At 67.1% G+C, this 20,350-nt stretch carries 19 protein-coding genes and 1 riboswitch; of the genes, 2 read left to right on the plus strand and 17 right to left on the minus strand.

Features of this window, described 5'->3' with window-relative positions; translation table 11 throughout:
- Positions 1–419 precede the first annotated feature (419 nt).
- The 7 genes from groL to glmS form a co-directional block, all read right to left on the minus strand.
- Positions 420–2,030 carry a chaperonin GroEL gene (gene groL, locus QP413_RS07670; RefSeq protein ID WP_284781350.1) on the minus strand — a complete coding sequence of 537 codons (1,611 nt, stop codon included), beginning with the start codon at positions 2,028–2,030 and terminating at the stop codon, positions 420–422.
- 11 nt (positions 2,031–2,041) lie between these two features.
- Positions 2,042–2,341 (minus strand): co-chaperone GroES, encoded by a 300-nt coding sequence (groES, locus tag QP413_RS07675; protein ID WP_041628457.1) that lies wholly within the window; start codon positions 2,339–2,341, stop codon positions 2,042–2,044.
- 339 nt (positions 2,342–2,680) lie between these two features.
- Positions 2,681–5,365: a tRNA (adenosine(37)-N6)-threonylcarbamoyltransferase complex transferase subunit TsaD gene (gene tsaD / locus QP413_RS07680; RefSeq protein ID WP_284781351.1), complete on the minus strand. Its 2,685-nt coding sequence runs from the start codon at positions 5,363–5,365 to the stop codon at positions 2,681–2,683.
- Between the two features lie 90 nt (positions 5,366–5,455).
- Positions 5,456–6,100 (minus strand): tRNA (adenosine(37)-N6)-threonylcarbamoyltransferase complex ATPase subunit type 1 TsaE, encoded by a 645-nt coding sequence (tsaE, locus tag QP413_RS07685; RefSeq protein WP_284781352.1) that lies wholly within the window; start codon positions 6,098–6,100, stop codon positions 5,456–5,458.
- Positions 6,087–7,349 (minus strand): alanine racemase, encoded by a 1,263-nt coding sequence (gene alr, locus QP413_RS07690; protein ID WP_284781353.1) that lies wholly within the window; start codon positions 7,347–7,349, stop codon positions 6,087–6,089. The genes tsaE and alr overlap by 14 nt, the downstream gene beginning before the upstream one ends.
- 10 nt (positions 7,350–7,359) lie before the next feature.
- Positions 7,360–8,301: an NAD(P)H-hydrate dehydratase gene (locus tag QP413_RS07695; protein ID WP_284781354.1), complete on the minus strand. Its 942-nt coding sequence runs from the start codon at positions 8,299–8,301 to the stop codon at positions 7,360–7,362.
- A gap of 63 nt (positions 8,302–8,364) precedes the next feature.
- Positions 8,365–10,227 (minus strand): glutamine--fructose-6-phosphate transaminase (isomerizing), encoded by a 1,863-nt coding sequence (glmS, locus tag QP413_RS07700; RefSeq protein WP_284781355.1) that lies wholly within the window; start codon positions 10,225–10,227, stop codon positions 8,365–8,367.
- Between the two features lie 2 nt (positions 10,228–10,229).
- Between glmS and QP413_RS07705 the strand changes: the two genes are divergently transcribed.
- Positions 10,230–11,186 (plus strand): alpha/beta hydrolase, encoded by a 957-nt coding sequence (locus QP413_RS07705; protein WP_148813163.1) that lies wholly within the window; start codon positions 10,230–10,232, stop codon positions 11,184–11,186.
- A gap of 72 nt (positions 11,187–11,258) precedes the next feature.
- Here QP413_RS07705 and QP413_RS07710 read toward each other — a convergent pair whose 3' ends face one another.
- The 3 genes from QP413_RS07710 to QP413_RS07720 form a co-directional block, all read right to left on the minus strand.
- Complete coding sequence (locus QP413_RS07710) at positions 11,259–11,486, minus strand: hypothetical protein (RefSeq protein WP_187441110.1); 228 nt, start codon at positions 11,484–11,486, stop codon at positions 11,259–11,261.
- 84 nt (positions 11,487–11,570) lie between these two features.
- On the minus strand, positions 11,571–12,395 hold the full coding sequence (locus QP413_RS07715) for an ImmA/IrrE family metallo-endopeptidase (RefSeq protein WP_284781356.1): 825 nt from the start codon (positions 12,393–12,395) through the stop codon (positions 11,571–11,573).
- Complete coding sequence (locus QP413_RS07720; protein ID WP_284781357.1) at positions 12,392–12,739, minus strand: helix-turn-helix transcriptional regulator; 348 nt, start codon at positions 12,737–12,739, stop codon at positions 12,392–12,394. The genes QP413_RS07715 and QP413_RS07720 overlap by 4 nt, the downstream gene beginning before the upstream one ends.
- 139 nt (positions 12,740–12,878) lie before the next feature.
- Between QP413_RS07720 and QP413_RS07725 the strand changes: the two genes are divergently transcribed.
- Positions 12,879–13,559 carry an alpha-ketoglutarate-dependent dioxygenase AlkB gene (locus tag QP413_RS07725; RefSeq protein WP_284781358.1) on the plus strand — a complete coding sequence of 227 codons (681 nt, stop codon included), beginning with the start codon at positions 12,879–12,881 and terminating at the stop codon, positions 13,557–13,559.
- Positions 13,560–13,589: 30 nt separating this feature from the next.
- Here QP413_RS07725 and QP413_RS07730 read toward each other — a convergent pair whose 3' ends face one another.
- The 7 genes from QP413_RS07730 to rplM form a co-directional block, all read right to left on the minus strand.
- Entirely contained in the window at positions 13,590–13,934 is a 345-nt protein-coding gene (locus QP413_RS07730; protein ID WP_284781359.1) for a hypothetical protein, read from the minus strand.
- Complete coding sequence (locus QP413_RS07735) at positions 13,928–15,061, minus strand: hypothetical protein (protein WP_284781360.1); 1,134 nt, start codon at positions 15,059–15,061, stop codon at positions 13,928–13,930. The genes QP413_RS07730 and QP413_RS07735 overlap by 7 nt, the downstream gene beginning before the upstream one ends.
- Positions 15,058–15,372 carry a hypothetical protein gene (locus QP413_RS07740; protein WP_284781361.1) on the minus strand — a complete coding sequence of 105 codons (315 nt, stop codon included), beginning with the start codon at positions 15,370–15,372 and terminating at the stop codon, positions 15,058–15,060. Before QP413_RS07740 ends, QP413_RS07735 begins: the two co-directional genes overlap by 4 nt.
- A gap of 198 nt (positions 15,373–15,570) precedes the next feature.
- Positions 15,571–16,911, minus strand: coding sequence for a phosphoglucosamine mutase (gene glmM, locus QP413_RS07745; protein WP_148813150.1), 1,341 nt, complete (start codon positions 16,909–16,911; stop codon positions 15,571–15,573).
- Positions 16,912–17,077: 166 nt separating this feature from the next.
- Positions 17,078–18,673 carry a bifunctional hydroxymethylpyrimidine kinase/phosphomethylpyrimidine kinase gene (locus QP413_RS07750; protein WP_284781362.1) on the minus strand — a complete coding sequence of 532 codons (1,596 nt, stop codon included), beginning with the start codon at positions 18,671–18,673 and terminating at the stop codon, positions 17,078–17,080.
- Positions 18,667–18,817: riboswitch (TPP riboswitch) on the minus strand. It overlaps the preceding gene by 7 nt.
- 231 nt (positions 18,818–19,048) lie before the next feature.
- On the minus strand, positions 19,049–19,594 hold the full coding sequence (rpsI, locus tag QP413_RS07755; RefSeq protein WP_070758321.1) for a 30S ribosomal protein S9: 546 nt from the start codon (positions 19,592–19,594) through the stop codon (positions 19,049–19,051).
- Positions 19,594–20,037 (minus strand): 50S ribosomal protein L13, encoded by a 444-nt coding sequence (gene rplM, locus QP413_RS07760; protein ID WP_015381272.1) that lies wholly within the window; start codon positions 20,035–20,037, stop codon positions 19,594–19,596. Before rplM ends, rpsI begins: the two co-directional genes overlap by 1 nt.
- Between the last annotated feature and the right edge of the window lie 313 nt (positions 20,038–20,350).

A 20,350-nucleotide genomic window follows, 5' to 3' on the forward strand; every position in this document is an offset into this window, starting at 1 on the left:
CCCGACACACCACGGCCCGAAACCGCACAAGTGTCCGCCCCGACCCACTGGCCCCAGCACCCCATCCCTCCCACTCTTTATGTTTTGCAGAGTTTATTGCCGGTTTTCCATGATTTTCCGACATCAAACTCTGCAAAACGGGGCGAGGTGGCCCCACGCGCCCGAGGCGGAAGCAATACCCAAAGCGAAACCCCCGGGACAGTTCACGATGAACTAGTCCCGGGGGCTACGCGCTCCCAGAATGCGTTCCAGAGCACTCCAAGGTTTCGCAGGGCGCGCCACCCCAGAGCATCCCCGCAGGGCGCTCATTTTCCGAGCGCCCAGCGCCACCCCAGAGCATCCTCAGGGCGCGCCACCCCAAAGCATCCCCAGGCCGCTCATTTTCCGAGCGCCCAGAGCCTCCAAGAGCGCCCTACCTGCTAGTGCTGGTGACCACCAGCTGCAGGCTCAGCCTTCTCTGGCTTATCAACCACAGCAGTCTCGGTGGTCAGCACCATGCGCGCCACCGAGGTGGCGTTCACGACGGCGCTGTGCGTGACCTTCACCGGGTCAATGATGCCCTGCTCCAGCAGGTTGCCGTACTCGAGGGTCGCAGCGTTGAAGCCGGAGCCATTCTCCTGCTCCGCGGTCTTGGAGACCACCACTGCCCCATCGAGGCCAGCGTTCTCAGCGATCCAGAACGCCGGGCGACGCAGCGCCTTAGCCAGGGTCTTCATGCCCACGGCCTCGTCGCCGGTCTCGGCAGCAGCCAGCTTGTCGATCTCCTCAGCGATCTGCACGAGAACGGAACCGCCACCGGCGATCACGCCCTCCTGCGCCGCGGCGCGGGCCGCGTTGATCGCATCCTCGACGCGCAGCTTGCGCTCGTTGACCTCGGTCTCGGTCGCGCCGCCGACGCGCAGCACAGCCACGCCGCCGGAGAGCTTCGCGAGGCGCTCCTCGAGCTTCTCGCGGTCCCAGTTCGAGTCGGTGTTCTCAATGTCCCGACGCAGCTGGGTGCGGCGCTCGGCCACGGCGTCCTGGGAGCCGCCGCCGTCGACGATGACGGTCTCGTCCTTCGTGACGGTGATGCGGCGCGCGGAGCCCATGTCGTCCAGGGTGACGGCGGAAAGCTTCCCGCCGAGTTCCTTGTCGACGACGGTGGCGCCGGTGACGATGGCCAGGTCATCCATGAACGCCTTGCGGCGGTCACCGAAGTACGGGGACTTCACGCCCACGACCTTCAGGGACTTGCGGATGGAGTTGACCACCAGCATCTGCAGGGGCTCGCCCTCGATGTCCTCGGCGATGATCAGTACTTCCTTGCCGGACTGGGCGATCTGCTCCAGGACTGGCAGGAAGTCCGGCAGGCTGGAGATCTTCTCGCGGACCAGCAGGACCAGCGGGTTCTCCAGGACGGCCTGACCGGAGTCAGTGTCGGTGACGAAGTACGGGGACAGGAAGCCCTTGTCGAAGGACAGGCCTTCGGTGACGGTGGCTTCGTCCTCGAGGGACTGGGACTCCTCGACGGTGACCACGCCGTCGCGTCCGACCTTCTCGAAGGCGTCGGAGACCATCGTGCCGATGGACTCGTCGCGGGAGGAGACGGTGGCGACGTTGGCGATCGCAGCGGCGTCGGAAACTTCCTGCGCGCGCTCCTTCAGCAGCTGCACGACCTTCTCGGAGGCGGTGGCGATGCCGCGGTTCAGCGCGATCGGGTTGGCGCCGGCGGCGACGTTGCGCAGGCCCTCGTTGATGAGCGCCTGGGCCAGCAGGGTGGCGGTGGTGGTGCCGTCGCCTGCGATGTCGTTGGTCTTGATGGCGACGGACTTCACCAGCTGCGCACCGAGGTCCTCGAAGGGGCCTTCGAGGTCGATGTCGCGGGCGATAGTGACGCCGTCGTTGGTGACCAGTGGGCCACCGAAGGCACGGTCCAGCACGACGTTGCGGCCGCGCGGGCCGAGCGTCACCTTCACCGCGTCAGCGAGCGTGTCGACACCCTTCTGGAGGCCCTGGCGGGCTTCTTGATCAAATGCGATGAGTTTGGACATGCGTTACCCGCTTACTTTTCGATGACGGCGAGGATGTCGCGCTGGTTGAGCAGCAGGTACTCCTGGCCCTCGTACTTCAGCTCGGTGCCGCCGAACTTGGAGAAGATGACGGTGTCGCCTTCCTTGACGTCCATCGGGATGCGGTCGTCATCGTCTGCCCAACGGCCCGGGCCGACTGCGACGACGGTTGCTTCCTGCGGCTTCTCCTGTGCGGAATCTGGGATCACCAGGCCGGATGCAGTGGTGGTCTCTGCTTCGACGATCTGGACCAGAACGCGGTCCTCGAGCGGCTTGATGTTGACGTTAGCCACGTTGAATACCTCCGTGTATTCCTCAAGGTTTTCTTTTTCGCCCCGTTGATTGGGGCTTGGTTCTTTTGTGCCGGTTTGTTTTCCGTGCACAGCCGTCGTCGCGGGTGAACAACTGTGTGTCAAACAACCTGACTAGCACTCTACCCACCCAAGTGCTAACCCTCAACAGCGCCGGTTGAGTCGGGCTTACTCACCCTTGTTCAGCCCCGCTCTGACTTGCCGCCGCGGTCGCTCGTCGCGCGTCGACAGACGGCGCGCCCCTCCAGTTCCCGTCCATTGTCCCCCTCCCTTTTTGTTTTAACGACGACGCCCCCACCACCGCTGGTGCGTATCTTCCGCCTAGTCGGTGAGGATCGGGACCTCCACCTCCAGGGCCGGGTCGGTGCCGACGGACATCGCGGTTGGCTGGGCGCCTTCGCTGATGAGCTGCGCGGCCAGGGCGGCGATCATCACGCCGTTATCGGTGCACAGCGGCAGTGGCGGAATCCGCAGCTCCACCCCGGCGTCGCGGCAGCGGTCGGCAGCCAGCCCGCGCAGCCGGGAGTTCGCGGAGACTCCCCCGCCGAGCAGCAGCACCTTCGCGCCGGTGTCCTCGCAGGCGCGCAGGGCCTTGGCGGTGAGCACGTCGGCCACAGCCTCCTGGAAGGAGGCACAGACGTCCTCCACCGGGATGGCGTTCTCCCCCACCTGCCCGGCCGCTTCGGCGCGCTCGACGAAGCGCGCGACGGAGGTCTTCAGGCCGGAGAAGGAGAAGTCGTAGCGGGAGTCCTGCGGGCGCATCATGCCGCGCGGGAAGGCGATGGCCTTGCGGTTGCCCTGGCGGGCGAGGCGGTCGATCACCGGCCCGCCCGGGTAGCCGAGCCCGAGGAGGCGGGAGACCTTGTCATAGGCCTCACCGGCGGCATCATCGAGGGTGCTGCCGAGCTCCGTCATGGGCTTGCCCACCCCGTCGACCTGCAGGATCTGGGTGTGCCCGCCGCTGACGAGCAGCGCGATGGCGTTCTTCAGCGGCTCGCGGCCTTCCTCCGTGAGCGCCTCGACGGCGACGTGCCCGCCCAGGTGGTTCACCGCGTAAAACGGCACCTCCCAGGCGGCGGCGTAAGCCTTGGCCGCGGCGGCACCAACCATGAGCGCGCCGGCGAGCCCAGGTCCGATGGTCACGGCGACGGCGTCCGGGCGCTGGCCGATGCGGGTCCGCTTCTGCAGGCTGCGCATCGCCGCCCGCATGGTGGGCTGCATGGCCTCCAGGTGGGCGCGGCTGGCGATCTCCGGGACCACGCCACCGAAGCGGGCGTGCTGTTCCATGGAGCTGGCGACCTGGTTGACGAGTTCCTCGACGACCGGGGCGCTGCCTGTTTCCTCTTGGTCACCGGCAGGCGCGCTCATGCGTACGACGCCGACGCCGGTCTCGTCGCAGGAACTTTCAATACCCATGACGAGCATGGACTCTGCGGCATCGGTAGCGCTCCCCGCCGTGGCGGCGTCCTGCTCGGCGATGCCTTCTGCTCCGCCCTGCGCACCCTCGTCCGCCTGGCTCGGGCGCTTCTCGTCCGGCCGGAACATGGTGAGGGCATCGGCACCGGAGGGCTGGTAGTAGCCCTTGCGCCGGCCGGTGACCTCGAAGCCATAGCTTTCGTAGAGCCCCACGGCCGGGGCATTGCCATCCCGAACCTCCAGGTACACCGGCCCGCCGATGACCTGCAGAGGCTCGAAGAGCTTGTCCATCAGCAGCCTGGAGTATCCCTTGCCTTGCTGCTCCGGGGACAGCGCGACGGTGTGGATCTCCCACTCCGGGTCCGCGGTCGGCCCGTTGAGCGCGATGCCTGCATAGCCCTGCAGCTGACCGGCCACCCGCAGGGCGACGTAGTAGTTGCGGGGGTTGGCGAGCTCAGCGCGGAAGGCCTCCAGGGACCACGGGGATTCCTCGCTGAAGAGTTCCTGCTCGATCCGCGCCATCTCCTCCAGGTCAGCCAGGGATGCGCGATCCAGGGTCAGCAGCTCCACTGTTAGTTCAGTATTCGCAGGCTCCACTGCCGACTCGGCAGTCTCAGGCTCCGCATTCGCGCGCTCCGCGTTCGCAGACTCGGTGGTGGCATCCGCGGTTTCAGCATCCGCGGCCTCGGCCTTCGCAGCCTCAGCATTCGCAGACTCGGCGACGGCACCCGCTGGCTCGGTCCCTGCCCGTTCCAGCGCGGCCTCCGCCGCCCGCTGCTCAGCCTCCAGCCGATCAAAAGCCGCCACATCCTCAGCGGCCGCGGCGAAGTTCACCGCGGCAGTGCGCTCCTTGCGCTTCGGCTCCGCGGCATCCGGCCGACGCAAATACTGCGCTACCAGCGGGCGCCCCAGCCGCTCCACGAAGTGTCCCTCGCCCTCGAGCCACCACAGCTGATCCGCGCCCGCCAGCGCCAGCCCCTCGGGCGTGGGGTACGCATCCTCCGTGATGATGCGCCAGGCCTCGGTCGCGGCCTTCTCCTCCCCCTCAAGCTTCTCGATCGCACGCGCCACCTCGGCGGTCAGCGCCACCGCGATGGGCTTGGAGCCGTGCTCAGCCAGCACGTCCGCGGGCTTGCCCACCGCGGGCCCAGCGACCAGCCGACCGGTCTCGGTGGCGGTGGCGGAGTACCACTCGCGCCTTCTGGCGTCGGAAAGAACGAGACATTCCTGGTGACCAGCCGCAACACTGGCGGCGGTGGCGGACAACGAATCCACCCCGAACACCGGAACACCGATCGCGTCCGCGAACGCCGCCCCCGTCGCCATCCCGACGCGCAGCCCCGTAAACGGCCCCGGACCAGTGCCGACGACCACCGCTTCGACGTCCCGCGGTCGCAGCCCCGCCTCCGCGAGGGACTCCTGAATATGCGGCACGAGCAGCTCCATGTGGCCGCGCGGGTTGCGCTGCACCCGCTGCGAGAGCGTGGTCGCGGAGTACTCAAACGTGCCCCAACTGCCCGCCCGGCGGTTGACCTCAACGAGGCCAGAAACAACGTAGGACGTGGCGGTATCAATCGTGAGCACGAGCATGGGGTTAGTGTACTACCCCGCGCAGACACGCCTTTCGCGCTCATCCAGCGCACGCTACGACGCCGACGTCCCCCGCGCCGACAGCACCAGCTACTCGCGCCAGCGCCAGTGGACCTCGCGCGGGTCGTCCTCGTCGCCGTCGGTCATGTCGATGACCCCGCCGTCCGCGAGGTCGCCATCTACGACGTCCGAGCCATCACCGTTGACGTCCGCGGTCACGACGTCGCTGTCATCATCTCCCTCAGCACCCACGGCGCGTGTGATCTCCACGTCCAGCACCCGGTCCGCGAGCTCCTCCACGACCCCGCGCCCCCATTCGGCGACGAGCACGGCGTCGTCCAGGTCGGCGTCGATGTCCAGGGACTCCAGCGTGTCCAGGACGTCGTCGCGGGAGAGCTGCTCGCCCGGCGCGATGGACTCGGCCACCCCCTCGCCGAGCAGGCGGTAGGCGTCCATGTGCAGCAGCCGGATGCCGCGGCCCCCGGGCTTGTGGGTGCGCACGATGGTGAAGGTCGGCGACTGCACGCGCCCCTTGACCGCCAGCCCTTCGGCGATGCCCTGCGTGATGGTGGTTTTGCCCGCCCCGAGTGGGCCGGTGAGGATCACGACGGTGCCCGCGGCGAGCTGCTCCCCCAGCTCGCGGCCGATGGCGCGCATGTCTTCGGGGGTCCGGGCATGCGAGTGCCCCTTTACCTCGCCCAGGTCCACCCCGCTGCCAGCCTTAGCGTTCGACAACGTGTTCCTCGCCTTCCACGTCCACGACGACCCGCTGGACGCGTGGCCCGCGCGGCATCGTGACGATCTCATAGGGGATGGTATCGGCGGCGGCTGCCAGATCCTCCGCGCCGGGCTCCCCTGCTGCCGGATCGCCGAAGATCACGGCCCAGTCGCCTGGCTGCACGGCCTCGGCGGCAGCGCTCTCGGCGGGCCCCAGGGCGACGACGAACTGGTCCATACAGATCCTCCCGACCTGTTGGTAGCTCTCGCCGTTGATGCTGACCTGCATCTTTCCGGACGCCGACCGTGGCACCCCGTCCGCGTAGCCTGCGGCGACGACGGCGGTGCGCGTGTCCTCCGGGGCGGTCCAGATGCCGCCGTAGCTGACGGATTCGCCCTTCGGGACGACGCGGGTGGTGATGACCTTCGCGCGCATGCTCATCGTCCGCTGGAGGGGCAGGACGTCCGGTAGTCCCGGCACGGCGTTCTCCGCCGCCCCGGTGGGGGTTCCGCCTGCCACCGGGTCCACGCCGTAGACGCCGAGGCCAGGGCGCACGAGCTCGTGGTGCATATCCGGGCGGGTCAGCGTTGCCGGGGTGTTGGCGATGTGGTTGCGGGGCACTGCCATGCCCGCGGCCCGGCAGTCGGCGATGGCTTGCTGGAAGCGCTGGTGCTGCCGGTCGGTAACGGCGCGCTGCGTGTCCTCATCCGCGGACGCCAAGTGCGTGAACACCCCGTCCACCGCGATGAGCCCCTCCTTCTCTGCGGCGGCGAGCAGCGCGATGGTTTCCTGCCATTCGGCCGGGCTGATCCCGGAGCGGGACATGCCGGTATCGGCCATCACGCCGACCACCGGGCGTGCTTTGCCCTGCCAGGAGCGGGCCTGGTCGATGAGGCTGCGGGCGTGTGCCAGGGAAGGCACGCCCAGGGTCAGCTCGGCCTCGAAGGCCGGGGTGAGGTCCATGGCTGGTTCCCACATCCAGGCGAAGATGGTGGCCGGCTCGCCGTCCTTCACAGGGCCTTCGCCGCGAAGTAACAGAGCCTCCGGGACAGTAGCCACCCCCAGCACCGCAGCGCCGTGATCCAGCGCGGTCTGCGCGATACGCAGCGCGCCGTGGTTGTAGCCATCGGCCTTCACGACCGCCATGAGTTGGGCGGGCGCGACGAAGTCCGCGAAGAAGCGGGTGTTGGTGGCCAGTGCTGGAAGGTCGACGATGAGCTGGATAAGCTCGCCGCGACCCGTTTTGTCCTTCGGGGTGTGGGTCATGGCCTTAAGGCTAGTCGCCGTCGGCGTCTTCATGCGCGTGCCGGAGCGCAACGGCGACCACGGTGTGGATGCTCTCCACGATGTCGGACGCCGAGATCGGCGCAACGCCCTCCGGGGTCTCCGCAGCACGGAGTGCCGCCACCGCGTGCACCGCCACCGCGCCCAGGATGCAGTGCAGCAGCGGGGCCTCTTCGGCCGCCGCAATCACAGCGCCGGCGATGCCCGCGAGCACGTCCCCGGAGCCGGGCGTGGCGGACCAGGAGTGGCCTGCGTCCACGCCCCAGGCGACATCGCCATCGGAGACGATGGTGTGCCGCCCCTTGAGCAGCACCACCGACTTGGTCTCCCGGGCCAGCCAGGCGCACGCGGTGCGGCGGCGGTCGAAGTCCTGGTCGACGGCCGCGGCCTCAGCCTGCTCCTCGTTGCCCAGCGCCCGCGCGAGGGCGGCGAATTCCCCGGCGTGTGGGGTCAGGACGGTCGCCCGGCCGGTGGTGCGGCGGTTGATAATCCCGCGCAACAGCTGCGTTTTCTTAGCCGCCAGCTGCAGCGCCGAGGCGTCCAGCAGCAGGGGTTCGGGCTGGCGCACCAGCCAGTCCAGGATGTTCAGCGCTTCCGGCGAGTTTTCGTCGATCCCGGGGCCTGCGACCCAGGCCTGCACCCTCCCGGCCTTCTCCGGGCGTGGGGCGCTGACCACCTCCGGCAGGGCCAGGGCGATCAAGCGCGGGTCCACGGGGCCTGCGTAGCGCACCATGGGAGCGGTGGATTTCACCGCCGCCTTGAGCGCCAGCAGCGCGGCCCCCGGGAACGTATCGGAGCCTGCGAAAATGCCCACCACACCGGCGTACTTATCCTCCAGTGGTTGCGGGGAGGGCCAGACCTCCCCGGCCGCGACCAGGCAATCGCGTGCGGCGAGCAACTCGCCGGGTGGGGTGTCGTCCAAAAAATTCGGCATGGGGCGAAGCTCCTGGGTGGTGAGTGGTGAGTTAATGCCGGAGTAGCCCGGGCGCCCCGAGGACTACTCCACGGTGACGGACTTGGCCAGGTTGCGCGGCTTGTCGATGTCCTCGTTGCCGCACTGGCGGGCGATGTCCGCGGCCAGGAACTGCAGCGGGACGGTGGACAGCAGCGGCTGCATCAGCGTGCCGGTGGCCGGGATCTCCAGCAGCCAGTTGGCGTACGGGCGCACCGCCTCGTCGCCCTCCTCCGCGATGACGATCGTCTTCGCACCGCGGGCGCGGATCTCCTGGATATTGGACACGATCTTGGAGTGCAGCACCGGGCGGCCCGTCGGGGACGGGACGACGACGACCACCGGCAGGTCGTCCTCAATCAGGGCGATCGGGCCATGCTTGAGCTCACCGGCGGCGAAGCCCTCGGCGTGGATGTAAGCCAGCTCCTTGAGCTTCAATGCGCCCTCGAGCGCGACCGGGAAGCCGACGTGGCGGCCCAGGAAGAGCATCGTCTTCACGGGCCCGAGCTCCTCGGCGAGCTGCTCGATCGGCTCGCCGAGCTCCAGGGTCTTTTCGATCTTGGCGGGCAGCTCGGCGAGGGTGTCGTAGATGTCACCGATTTCGTCGGGGTACATCGTGCCGCGCGCCTGGGCGAGCGCCAGGCCGACCACGTAGTTCGCCGCGACCTGGGCGAGGAAGGCCTTGGTGGAGGCCACGCCGATCTCCGGGCCGGCGTGGGTGTAGAGCACCGCGTCGGATTCGCGCGGGATCTGGGAGCCGTTGGTGTTGCACACCGCCAGCACGCGCGCACCCTGGGTCTTGGCGTGGCGCACGGCCTCCAGGGTGTCGGCGGTCTCGCCGGACTGGGAGACGGCAACGACGAGGGTCTGCTGGTTCAGCACCGGGTCGCGGTAGCGGAACTCGGATGCGACCTCGATCTCCACGGGGATGCGGGCCCAGTGCTCGATGGCGTACTTCGCCAGCAGCCCGGAGTGGTAGGCGGAACCGCAGGCGACGACGTAGACCTTCTGGATGTTGCGGAGGTCGTCATCGGAGAGGCGCTGCTCGTCGAGGACGACCTTGCCGTCGACGAAGCGGCCGGCCAGGGTGTCGCGGACGGCGGCGGGCTGCTCGTGGATTTCCTTCATCATGAAGGAGTCGAAGCCGTCCTTCTCGGCGGCCTCCTGGTCCCAGTCGATGGTGAACGGGCTGCCCTCGGCGGGGGCGCCGTCGAAGTCCATGATCTCGTAGTTATCGGCGGTGATGGCGACGGCGCTGTCCTGGCCGAGCTCGACGGCGTTCTTGGTGTGGGCGATGAAGGCGGCAACATCCGAACCCAGGAACATGCCGTCCTCCCCGACCCCGACGATCAGCGGGGTGTTGCGGCGACCGGCGACGATGAGGTCCGGCTCGTCAGCGTGGGTGAACAGGACGGTGAACGCACCTTCCAGGCGGCGCAGAACGGCGAGCGCGGAGGCCTTGACGTCCCCGGCGAACTCGCCCTCGTTGTACTCGATGGCGAGCAGGTGGGCGGCGACCTCGGAGTCCGTGTCCGAGACCAGCTCGATGCCGCGGGCCTCGAGCTCGTCGCGCAGGGCGGCGAAGTTCTCGATGATGCCGTTGTGGACGATGGCGGCCTTGCCGTCGAAGGAGAGGTGCGGGTGCGCGTTGACGTCGTTCGGGCGACCGTGGGTTGCCCACCGGGTGTGCCCCAGGCAGGTGTTGCCGGTCAGGGTGTCGCGGCCGATGATGTCGATGCGCTCGACGAGGTTGCTGAGCTTGCCCTCGGCTTTTTCTACGCGGATACCTTCTGCGTTATTGACGGCGATACCGGCGGAATCGTAGCCCCGGTACTCCATCCTTTGCAGTGCATCGAGCCCGATTTCCAGGGCTTGGTTCTTTCCTACGTATCCAACGATTGCGCACATAAATGGAAACGATACACGCCCGCTTGGCCCATGCGGAAGCACTTTCTACTAGTGTGAGTTGCGTGGCTGATAGTTTGAAAAACCTCGTTCCAAGGCTCGGCAAGCGTGGCCCGCACCGGGTGCTCACCGGCGATCTGAATTTCGCTGGCATCCCGGGCCGCGTATACACCCCTGCCGAGGGCAAGGGCATCCCGGGCATCGCGTTCGGACACGACTGGCGGGTGGGCGCGAAGGCCTACCACGCGACGTTGCGGCACCTTGCGAGCTGGGGTTTCGCCGTGGCCGCTCCCGATACGGAGCGCGGCGTGCTGCCGAACCACCGCGGCTTCGCCTCCGACCTGGAGACCTCCCTGCAGATCCTGGCTGGCGTGAAGCTGGGTCAGGGCAACGTGACGGTGCACCCGTCGAAGCTGTACCTGGCTGGCCACGGCATGGGCGCGGCGGCAGCGGTGCTGGCAGCAACGGCCCGCGAGTACGTCAAGGACAGCTTTGATTCTTATGGGGACAAGCCAACCCTGGCTGGTGTGATGGCTGTGTACCCGGCTGATGCGAACCCGAGCCCGTATGACGCCGCGCAACACGTGGACGCCCCGGGCCTGGTGCTCTCCCCCGGTGGTATTCACGCCGCCCCGTCCGGTAACCCGGAGCGCCTGGCCGCGAACTGGCAGGGCGAGGTTGTGTACCGCCGGATGGATAAGGCCTCGCAGGCCGGCTTCCACGAGAATTACGGCCGCCGCCTGGTGATGGGCTCTGGGCTGCCGGAGTTCTCGGCGCAGGAGACAGTGCGTGGCCTGATGACTGGTTTCGTGCTGGCTGATGAGTCCCGGAAGTACAAGGCTTTCCGCGACCCTCGCGCGGAGCTGAAGGACACAAGCGTGAAGGATCAGCTGGAGCTGTACCGCGAGCTGCCGGAGAACATCGACGTTGAGGAAGCGCTGAGCAACATCCGGCTGGGCTAGCTGGCAGCTGGACGCGGGCTGCGCTCCGGTTTCCGATGATGCCGGAGCTGGGGAGTAAGTTCCTCCGGGCTCTCATCTCCACACATCCAGGCCTAATAGTCCTGTCTCCTCCAGCGGTTTTAAGCCGTCATCAAGGCTGCGCAGCCGGGCGTACAGCTTCCGCAATGACGAACGATCCGGCAACTCTTCTTTCCCGGCGGCATTTTTCAGAACCGTCACCGTACTTATGAGCGCCAGGCTGCCGACCGAGGATCCGCTCGCCCGTAGCCTTTGAAGGCGGCGGGCCTCCTGATTTGCCATCCGCGCGTCCCTCTCCGTCATCGATCAGGACGATAACGTCGTTTCCCTGTTCAGCAGCGACGACGGCATGCGCGATGACCGTATCTATTCCAAACCGCTGAGATCCACGTTCACAGGCGGCAAGTGCTGAATCTCAAATTCATCCTCAGGCTGCGGCTTCGGCGCAATTCCTGCTTCGGCGAACTCAGCAAGTAGCTCCGCCTCAGGGCTACCGCGCAGCGTGGCAATGGTTTGGGCGCTCACCACGCCTTCGATATACCCCTTGGTTGCGCGAGCTAAAAGTTTCTGCGGCGCCCGGATCCGATCTGATTCCTCCTGGAGTCCGTGATAATAGTCACGCCAACCGTATTTCGTCGCCAGGGCGCCAGTGGAGATCTCCTGCCACTTTTCCGTTAAATCAGAATTGATATAACCCGTGTCCCGGAGCGCAATAGCAGCAATCGCTGGCGACACGAGGTAACGCTGCACAACCCGCGAGAGTGTCACCTCTGAGACAGGCTCCTCGGCCCCCAGCCACGCCTTGAGGCCCTCTTGAGGGATCAACAGGTGCCGGGCGAAGGCATCGGCGCGGATCTCCTCAGCTGGGCGGCGGGAGCCCCAATTACTTGCACGGCTCTGCGGATCTTCAAGGTAATCCTTGAAAATTACGTGCCCCAGTTCGTGCGCAAGAGTGCTGCGCTGCCGCATCGGATGACGCGTGCGAGCCACACCAATAAGGATGTGTTCACGCACCGGATCAAACATCGTCAGCCCATGTTCGTCTGCATCCGCATCAACAACCGCGACGTCGTACCCCGTGAATCGCTCGACGAGCCCGACCAGGTCTCCTAGTGGTTGCACGCCCAACCCATGGGCAGTGCGAAACTCTTGGGCTGCCTTTTTCGCTTGGGTTTCGTTCGAACCGGTCATAGGACCTCCGCGATCGCTTGATCGTCCAGGTAGGCCTCTAGCTCCATGAAGTGGAGCAACCTCTGGCGCATTGCGTCCATCTTGGCGCCATTGGTGCTGCGCGCTGCGCACACGACACGTTTCGCAACCCCTTCACCCGTGAGCTGCGCAACGGTGCAGCCAATTGCATCGGCGATGCGAATTAGCTCCGGCATCTTCACGTTCCGCTCCCCCTTGAGTATGCGATGCACCGTTGACTGTGACAGTCCAGTACGTGCGGCCAGGTCACGCTGCGAGAGGCCTGCAGAGCTAAGAGCGTTCTCAATTGCCGAAATCATTTCACTCACCCCCGAACCGTGAATCATTTTTGTATTCTTGATTCAAGGGTATCGCAATTCCAGTCGCAAGACAATAGGTCACGTCGTGAGGTCACTGCCCCCTGTTTGATGTCACTTCCCTTTAGCTCGGGCAGGCCGGCACCGAGGCACCCTAGAATCGGGAATCATGCTTTTCGACGACCTTCCGCGTGACGACGCCCGCATCACCCCTGGCGTCGTACACCTTCCGGGCTGGCTCGAGCTTGGGCAGCAGGCCGCGGTCGTCTCCCAGCTCCGCGAGATCGCCCGTGAGCTGGCGGGCACCCCGTTGAGCATGAGTCGTCCGCAGCTGAAAAGCGGCCGCATGCAGGTATTCATGCTGCACCTGGGCCGCATGTGGGTGACCGAACCGACGTACCGCTACGTCACCCACGTCGCAGGGCATCGCGTACCCCAAGTGCCGAAGAACCTCGCGGAGATCGCTAGGCAGGCGCTGGCCAGCGCCGCGCGCTACGACGCCCCGTTGTCCGCCTGGGCAGACACCTTCCGACCCGACATGGCGCTGGTCAACTACTACCCGCCCGGCGCGACCATGGGCATGCACCAGGACCGCAACGAGAACTCGCTGGCACCGGTCGTCTCGCTGTCCATCGGTGATGAGGCCCTGTTCCGCATCGGGAGCACCGAGACTCGCAATCAACCGTGGGATGAAGTGACCCTGATCAGCGGCGACGTCATCGTCTTCGGCGGACCGAAACGCCTCGCCTTCCACGGTATCCCCCAGACCCGACCAGAGACCCTCCCCGACGGATGCGGACTCAAGAAAGGCCGGATCAACATCACCTTCAGGCAGTTGGATGACCGCTAGCTGCGCCTAGGAGGAACCCGCTTGGCGCCCCTAGTCGAAGAGGTTCGAGGGCACGCACCAGCCCGCACGCTTGAGGTCCCGCTCCGCCAGGCCCGGGCCGGGATGACCGGCCCCCGCCCGGTGACTCGCAGGCTCTTCGCTATCGACACCCGCGGCACCAACTGCCCGATCCGCGGCCTCCCGGCCACCCGCAGTGCTGGCGTCGAAGCCCCCGTGAGCGCTCTTGCCGTCCTGCCCCGCCTGGGCTTGGCGTTCCACGAGCTTCTCCAGGGTATCCCGGTGCTGGGACATCTCACGCTCGAAGGCCGTCGCTGCCTCATCCATGCGGGCGAGGAACTCCCCCATGATCGCCTCGTACTTATCGCGGTCTACCACTGCCCGCTCCTTTCAATCCCCACCTCATAGGTCCGTTCCAGGGTGATCCCGGTGGTCGCGGGCTTCACCGCGGGTGAGCCTCCGGGCTCAGCATTCACCCCACCGATCGCCCCATCGCCGGAAGCATGGAAAGCCTGCTCTGCCTGGGCGGTGTCCGCGCCCTCGGCCAACCAGATATCCGGGCTCCAGGCCGCCACCTCGGCAGGTTCGACGTCCTGCGGCAGCGCCCCGGAGGTCTCCAGTTCGACGACGGGAGCGTCGTCACCCGACTGCACATCGCCATCGTCGGTTGTTGTTCCGCCTGCATCGTCGTTCGCCGCACCATCCTGGTCCGAGCCTGCCGCGTCAGCCTCAGGACTCGGGGCTTCCTGGGGCTGCGGTGGCTCCTCCGTCTGTTCCGCTCCGGCTGCCGAATCCTCGGCCCCTGGGGTTCCATGTTCCGGCGAGTCCGTGCCGGCCACCGGCGCGGCGTCCTGCCCCTCCGGGCTGCCCTGAACAACCGCACTGCCCTGCTCCGGCTGCTCACCGTGGCCACCGGCGGCGTCCTGTCCGGTCACCGCCTCCAGCACCGCGGGATCGGTGGTGCTGAGCTGTACCTCCCCCTCGCTGCCAGCCACAGCCGCTTCGCAATCTACGACCAGCTGATCAGCCGCCTCGGTGAGCGCCTTGTTGCGGCGTTCCAGCTGCTCGCACACCGCGCGCTGGGCCGAATCCCCCATCGCCTTCAGCAGCTCCGGCGGGCACTCCGGCAACGCGATGCGGGACTGCTCCACCTGGTCCTCGAAGCGGGAGACGATCCGCTCCACCTCCGCGGCGGTGTGCTCGCAGAGGTTGCCGATGAGCTCCGTGGCACCCCGGCCGGACTCCGCAACATGCACCAAGCCCTGGTCGTACTGCTGCTGCGCGGCGCAGGCCTGGGCTAGTTGCACGCCCCCGCAGCCCGCAAGATCCTTCGGGTCAGCCTGGAGCACCGGCGGTGGCGTCCTAAACAAAAGATGGGCGGCGGACTGCAGGGCGTCCGGGTCCAGGCCGCGGGTGAATCCGGCGGCGGACTCCGCAGGCCCCACCGGAACACCGTAACTGGCCAGCTGCTTGATGGCGCGCTCCACGCGCTGCTGTTGCTTCATCGGAGCACCTCAGTGATGGCACCCGCCGCGCTGTGGTCGGCGTCCTCGGCGTCACGGGCCAGTGTGGCGGCTGCCCGCGCCTCCGCTGCGACCTGCTCGGACTGGCGTTGCCGCAACTCATGCAGCTGCGCGAGCACACGCTCGACGCGGTGCCCCTGCGCGCTCAAGCCCTCCCCGAACGCGCTGGCTGCGATGTCTGGCCTCTGACCTGCCAAAAGTTGCGTCCAGGACTGCTGGTGGCGCCCCAGCAGCTCCGCGTATTCGATCAGCTTCTGCGGCTCCACCGCAAGCGTCTTCGACCCCTCAGACACGTCCCCCGCGCCCCCCTTCGCGCATCGTGCCCAACGCCTACCGGTCGTGGCCGGCACCGGGCAGCAAAAAACCTTCCGCCCTATTAGACAACGCCACGGGGCGAAAGGTTCCCGAAAATCCGAAATCCGCGGGGATACCGCGAACCCCGCCCCGGATCCAACGCCTAGGGCCCCGACCGAGCCCAGGCCCGCGCCCGGCTACACCTCGGCGACGACTGCCGCCAGCTGGCCGGCGATCTTGCGCGCCGTCGCGGAATCCGCGGCCTCCACCATCACGCGGAACAGCTCCTCGGTGCCGGACGGGCGCAGCAGCACCCGGCCGGTCTCGCCGAGCTCCTCCTCCGCCTTCGCGATGGCCTGCTTCACCCGCTCGTCACCGGCGATCGCAGCCTTGTTGGACACCGGCACGTTAATCAGTGTCTGCGGCAACACCTGCATCGCGGACGCCAGCTCCGCCAGCGTCTTGCCCGTCGTCGCCATCCGCGCCATCAGGAACAGCCCCGTGAGCAGGCCGTCTCCGGTCGTGCCGTGCTCCGGGATCACGATGTGGCCGGACTGCTCGCCGCCCAGGGAGTAATCCCCGGCGCGCAGGTCCTCCACCACATAACGGTCGCCCACCTGCGTCTGCCGCAGTGTGATGCCGTTGCGCTCCATCGCCAGCTTCAGCCCGAGGTTGGACATCACCGTCGCGACCAGCGTGTTGCGCTTCAGCTCACCGCCGTCCTTCATCGACAGCGCGAGGACGGCCATGATCTGGTCCCCATCGACGACGTTGCCCTGCGCGTCCACGGCGAGGCAGCGGTCGGCGTCGCCGTCGTGCGCCAGGCCCAGGTCCGCACCATGCTCGACGACAGCCTTCTGCAGCTGGTCAATGTGCGTGGAACCAACACCGTCGTTGATGTTGTAGCCATTCGGCTTATTCGACACGGCGACGACCTCCGCGCCCGCGGCCTCGTAGGCCATCGGGGCGGCCTGGTACGCCGCGCCGTGGGCGCAGTCCACCACGACCTTGATGCCGTCCAGGCGGGTGTGCACCGCCTGCTGCAGGTGGTGCAGGTAGCGATCGAGCGCGCTGTGGGACTGGTCGAAAACCCGGCCGATGGCCGCACCGGTGGGGCCTTCCTCCGGCAGCTTGCCCATCTCCTGCTCGATCTCGTCCTCGATCCAGTCCTCGAGCTTGCGCCCACCGATGGCGAAGAACTTGATGCCGTTATCCGGCATGGGGTTGTGGCTCGCGGAGACCATAACCCCCATGTCGGAGCCATAATCATCGGTCAGGAACGCAACCGCCGGGGTAGGCAGCACGCCCACGTCCAGCACGTCCACACCCTGCGAAGCCAAGCCCGCGGACAGGGCGGCAGTCAGCATCTCCCCGGACACGCGCGGATCCCGGCCGATGATCGCGGTCGGGCGGCGGTCGGTGGACTTCTTTTCCGTCAGTACCCGGGCCGCCGCCGCGCCCAGCCGCATAGCCAGCGGGGCGGTCAGCTTCTCGTTAGCAAGGCCACGAACACCGTCGGTTCCGAACAATCTTCCCATGGCTCAATAGCTTACAAGAGGCCTGCGACACCACCGGGTTGCGGCGCGAGCGGGTGCGGTGGCGCACCAAAGGGCGGGCCCTAACCAGCAGGGACGTCCCCGTCGAAAGCTAAGCGGAAGGGACGGACGTCATCGTCCACGCTGTGGGGACAAGCGCCACCGCCTGCTACCAGCGGCGATCCGCCTGGTCGAAGAACTCCCGCTCATAGACCGCAGCGTTGAGGTACGCGGACGTCGCCGCCTCCCGCTCCTCCTCGCTCGCCGCCTCGAAGGCTGCCTCGGTGCGCTGGATCGCCTCCCGCGCCCCGGAGAGGAACTCCTCGTCAGCGTAAGTATCCAGCCACGCCTTGAACGGGTGGCCGCTGTGGTTCGCCCGCGTCAGCTCCAGGCCGATCTCCGCATACAGCCAGAAGCACGGCAGCACCCCGGCAACACCGCACACATACGGCTCCACGGCGGCCGTCGCGACCAGGAAGTTCGTGTACGCAAGGGTCACCGGGGAGGGGGCGACCGGGTTCGCGGACGCGTCCTCGATGCCGCGACCCGCCAGCCAGGAGCGGTGCAGCTCCGCTTCACCCTCGATGCAGCCGGCCGCGGAATTCGCCCACATCACCTGGCCCGCCGAATCCGGGGCCTTGGTGGACAGCTCCGCCAACGCGCGCGAGTAGCGGTTCAGGTACAGGGCGTCCTGGGCGAGGTAGAAGTTGAAATCCTCCTCCGGCAGCCGCCCGGAAGCCAGCCCACGGATGAACGGCAGCTCCATGATCTCCTGCCACACCTGACCCGTCAGCTCCCACAGGCGGCGGGTGTGCGGCCCCGCCGGTTCCAGGTGCGGGGTCGGGGCGGCGGCGTAGCCCTGACCTTCCGGCAGCTCGCCGCGCAGGTGCGGCCAGATCTCGCTGCTCGCGACCTGCTCCAGCCGGCGGGAACGGTGGCTGTGGTCGACCGGGCCGAAGCCGGTGCCGTCGCCGACCTGCAGCTTCTTACCGTTCTCGATCGCCTCGTGCAGCCAGCGGGTCGACCAGCGCAGCGCGGCCCCGGCGTCCTCGCCGAGCCCCATGCGGGTAGCCAGCGCCGAGGAGAGGCTGCAGCCGGTGCCGTGGGTATTGCGCGTATCGATGCGGTAGGTCGGCACCCGGTCCACCCGCCCGTCCGGGTACACCACGGCGTTGTCCGCCCGCTCCCCGCTGAGGTGGCCGCCCTTGACGATGACGATGGTGTCGTTCTCCCTGGCGAGCGGCTGGGCCTGGGCGACGGCGGCGGCGTAGTCGGTGGCGGCGTCCTTCCCAGTCAGGACGGCGAGTTCTGGGACGTTCGGGGTGATGATGTCCACGTCCGCGACCAGGCCGCGCACCGCGTCCTCCGCGTCCTCTTCCAGCAGGCGGTGCCCCGAGCTGGAGACCATGACCGGGTCGAGGACGACGACGGGCGCCGGGTTGTCGCGCAGCGCCTCCCGGACGAGGGCGACGGTCGCGGCGTCGCCGAGCATGCCGATCTTGATGGCGTCGACGGTGACGTCCCCGAAGACGGAGTCGAATTGCTTGCGGACGAAGTCGTGGTCGATCTCCGCGATGGCCTGCACGCCGTGGGTGTTCTGGGAGACCAGGGCGGTGATGACGGACATGCCGAAGCCGCCGGCCGCCGCGATGGACTTCAGATCCGCGGTCTGGCCCGCGCCGCCTGTGGGGTCGGTGCCCGCGATGGAGAGCACGCGCGGGATCGCGGGGGTTGGGTTGGCGTTGGGCAGATTCGAGTTGTGCATTGTGCGAGCATCCCTTCGCTAGTACGAACTAGATCAGGTTCTTAGGGTGTGTTCTCAGCGGCCCCGACGGCTGGTGGCGAGTATCTGCCACCTGCGCATTTGCGCGGATTGGGGGCGGTCGGGGCCGCACCCCTTGCGTTATTTTTGACCTGTGGCTCCACAGCCTAGCAACTGCAGTGCTGGGGTTGGCGTGAGGCCAGCCCCGCAGCTGGAGTCGACCCGTTTCAGCACCCAGAGCGGCTCGCGCACCTTGACTCGCCTGCACCTGGGCCGGATCCCGCGCATGCACCCGTACTCCCACCCCAGGAACGCCGAAACCCCCGACCGGCCGAAACAGCCGATGCGGGGGTGTGGGGCAGTAAAACCGGTGAAGGTTTAGCGCTTGGAGTACTGCGGGGCACGACGTGCACCGTGCAGACCTGCCTTCTTACGCTCGACAGCACGAGCGTCGCGGGTCAGGAAGCCAGCCTTCTTCAGCTGGGTGCGCTCCTCCGGGTTGTACTTGTTCAGGGCGCGGGCGATAGCCAGACGCATCGCACCAGCCTGGCCGGACGGGCCACCGCCGGACAGGGTTGCCTGGATGTCGAACTGGTTCTCGCGCTCCAGCAGGACCAGCGGGTCCTTGATGAGCTGCTCGTGGAGCTTGTTCGGGAAGTAGTCCTCCAGTGCGCGGCCGTTGCAGGTGATCTGGCCGGAGCCCTCAACCATGCGGACGCGGACGATGGCGCGCTTACGGCGACCAACGGTCTGGATCGGGCCCTCGTACAGCGGAGCAGCCGGTGCGGCCTCTTCGGCCTCCTGGCCCTCAACGTTGAGGGAGTCACCGATGGATGCCACGAACTCCTCGTTGGCAGCGTCGGTGGAGGTGTACTGTGCGGCCTCGTTCTCGAAGGCCTCGGTGTTGTCGAAGTTCTCAGCCATTACTGTGCCACCTGCTTGATCTCGTAGGTCTCTGGCTTCTGAGCAGCGTATGGGTGCTCGGAGCCGGCGAAGACGCGAAGCTTCTTAACGGAAGCGTTGGACAGCTTGTTCTGCGGCATCATGCCACGGACAGCCTCTTCGATGACGCGCTCTGGGTTCAGTTCCAGGGAACGGCCCAGGGTCATGGACTTCAGGCCACCTGGGTAGCCAGAGTGGCGGTAGCGCATCTCGCGGTCACGCTTGTTGGAGGAGATGTGAACCTTGTCGGCGTTGATGATGATGACGTTGTCGCCGCAGTCAACGTTCGGCGCGAAGGTCGGCTTGCCCTTGCCGCGCAGCAGGTCAGCTGCGGTGACGGCCAGGCGACCCAGCACCACGTCAGTGGCGTCGATGACGTACCACTTACGGGTAATGTCACCGCTCTTCGGGTGGAAAGTAGTCACGTTGGACTCCTGTAGGTCGAATCGGAACTGCCAGCCAGAGCTGCGCTCGAGCGCGGTCGATGTACTGCTCGGGGGCAGTTTCTTCCGCTGCTCAAGGATCCTCGGCGGCCGGTGGAGACCCGAGGACACGTTATGCAACCTTTAATATCCTAGCTATCCGCAGCTCATACGCCAAATTTTGGGACGTCGCTACGCCCGCCTCCTGGCCCGCCAGCAGAGCGCCTCATGACCACGCACGGCGCGATTCGCGGTGACACTGGGCGCGGCGACGTCCTCCTCTTGAACGACCCTTGCCCGGGAAAACGGTGGCGTC

Source organism: Corynebacterium sp. UMB4614 (assembly GCF_030217065.1).
Taxonomy (GTDB): domain Bacteria; phylum Actinomycetota; class Actinomycetes; order Mycobacteriales; family Mycobacteriaceae; genus Corynebacterium.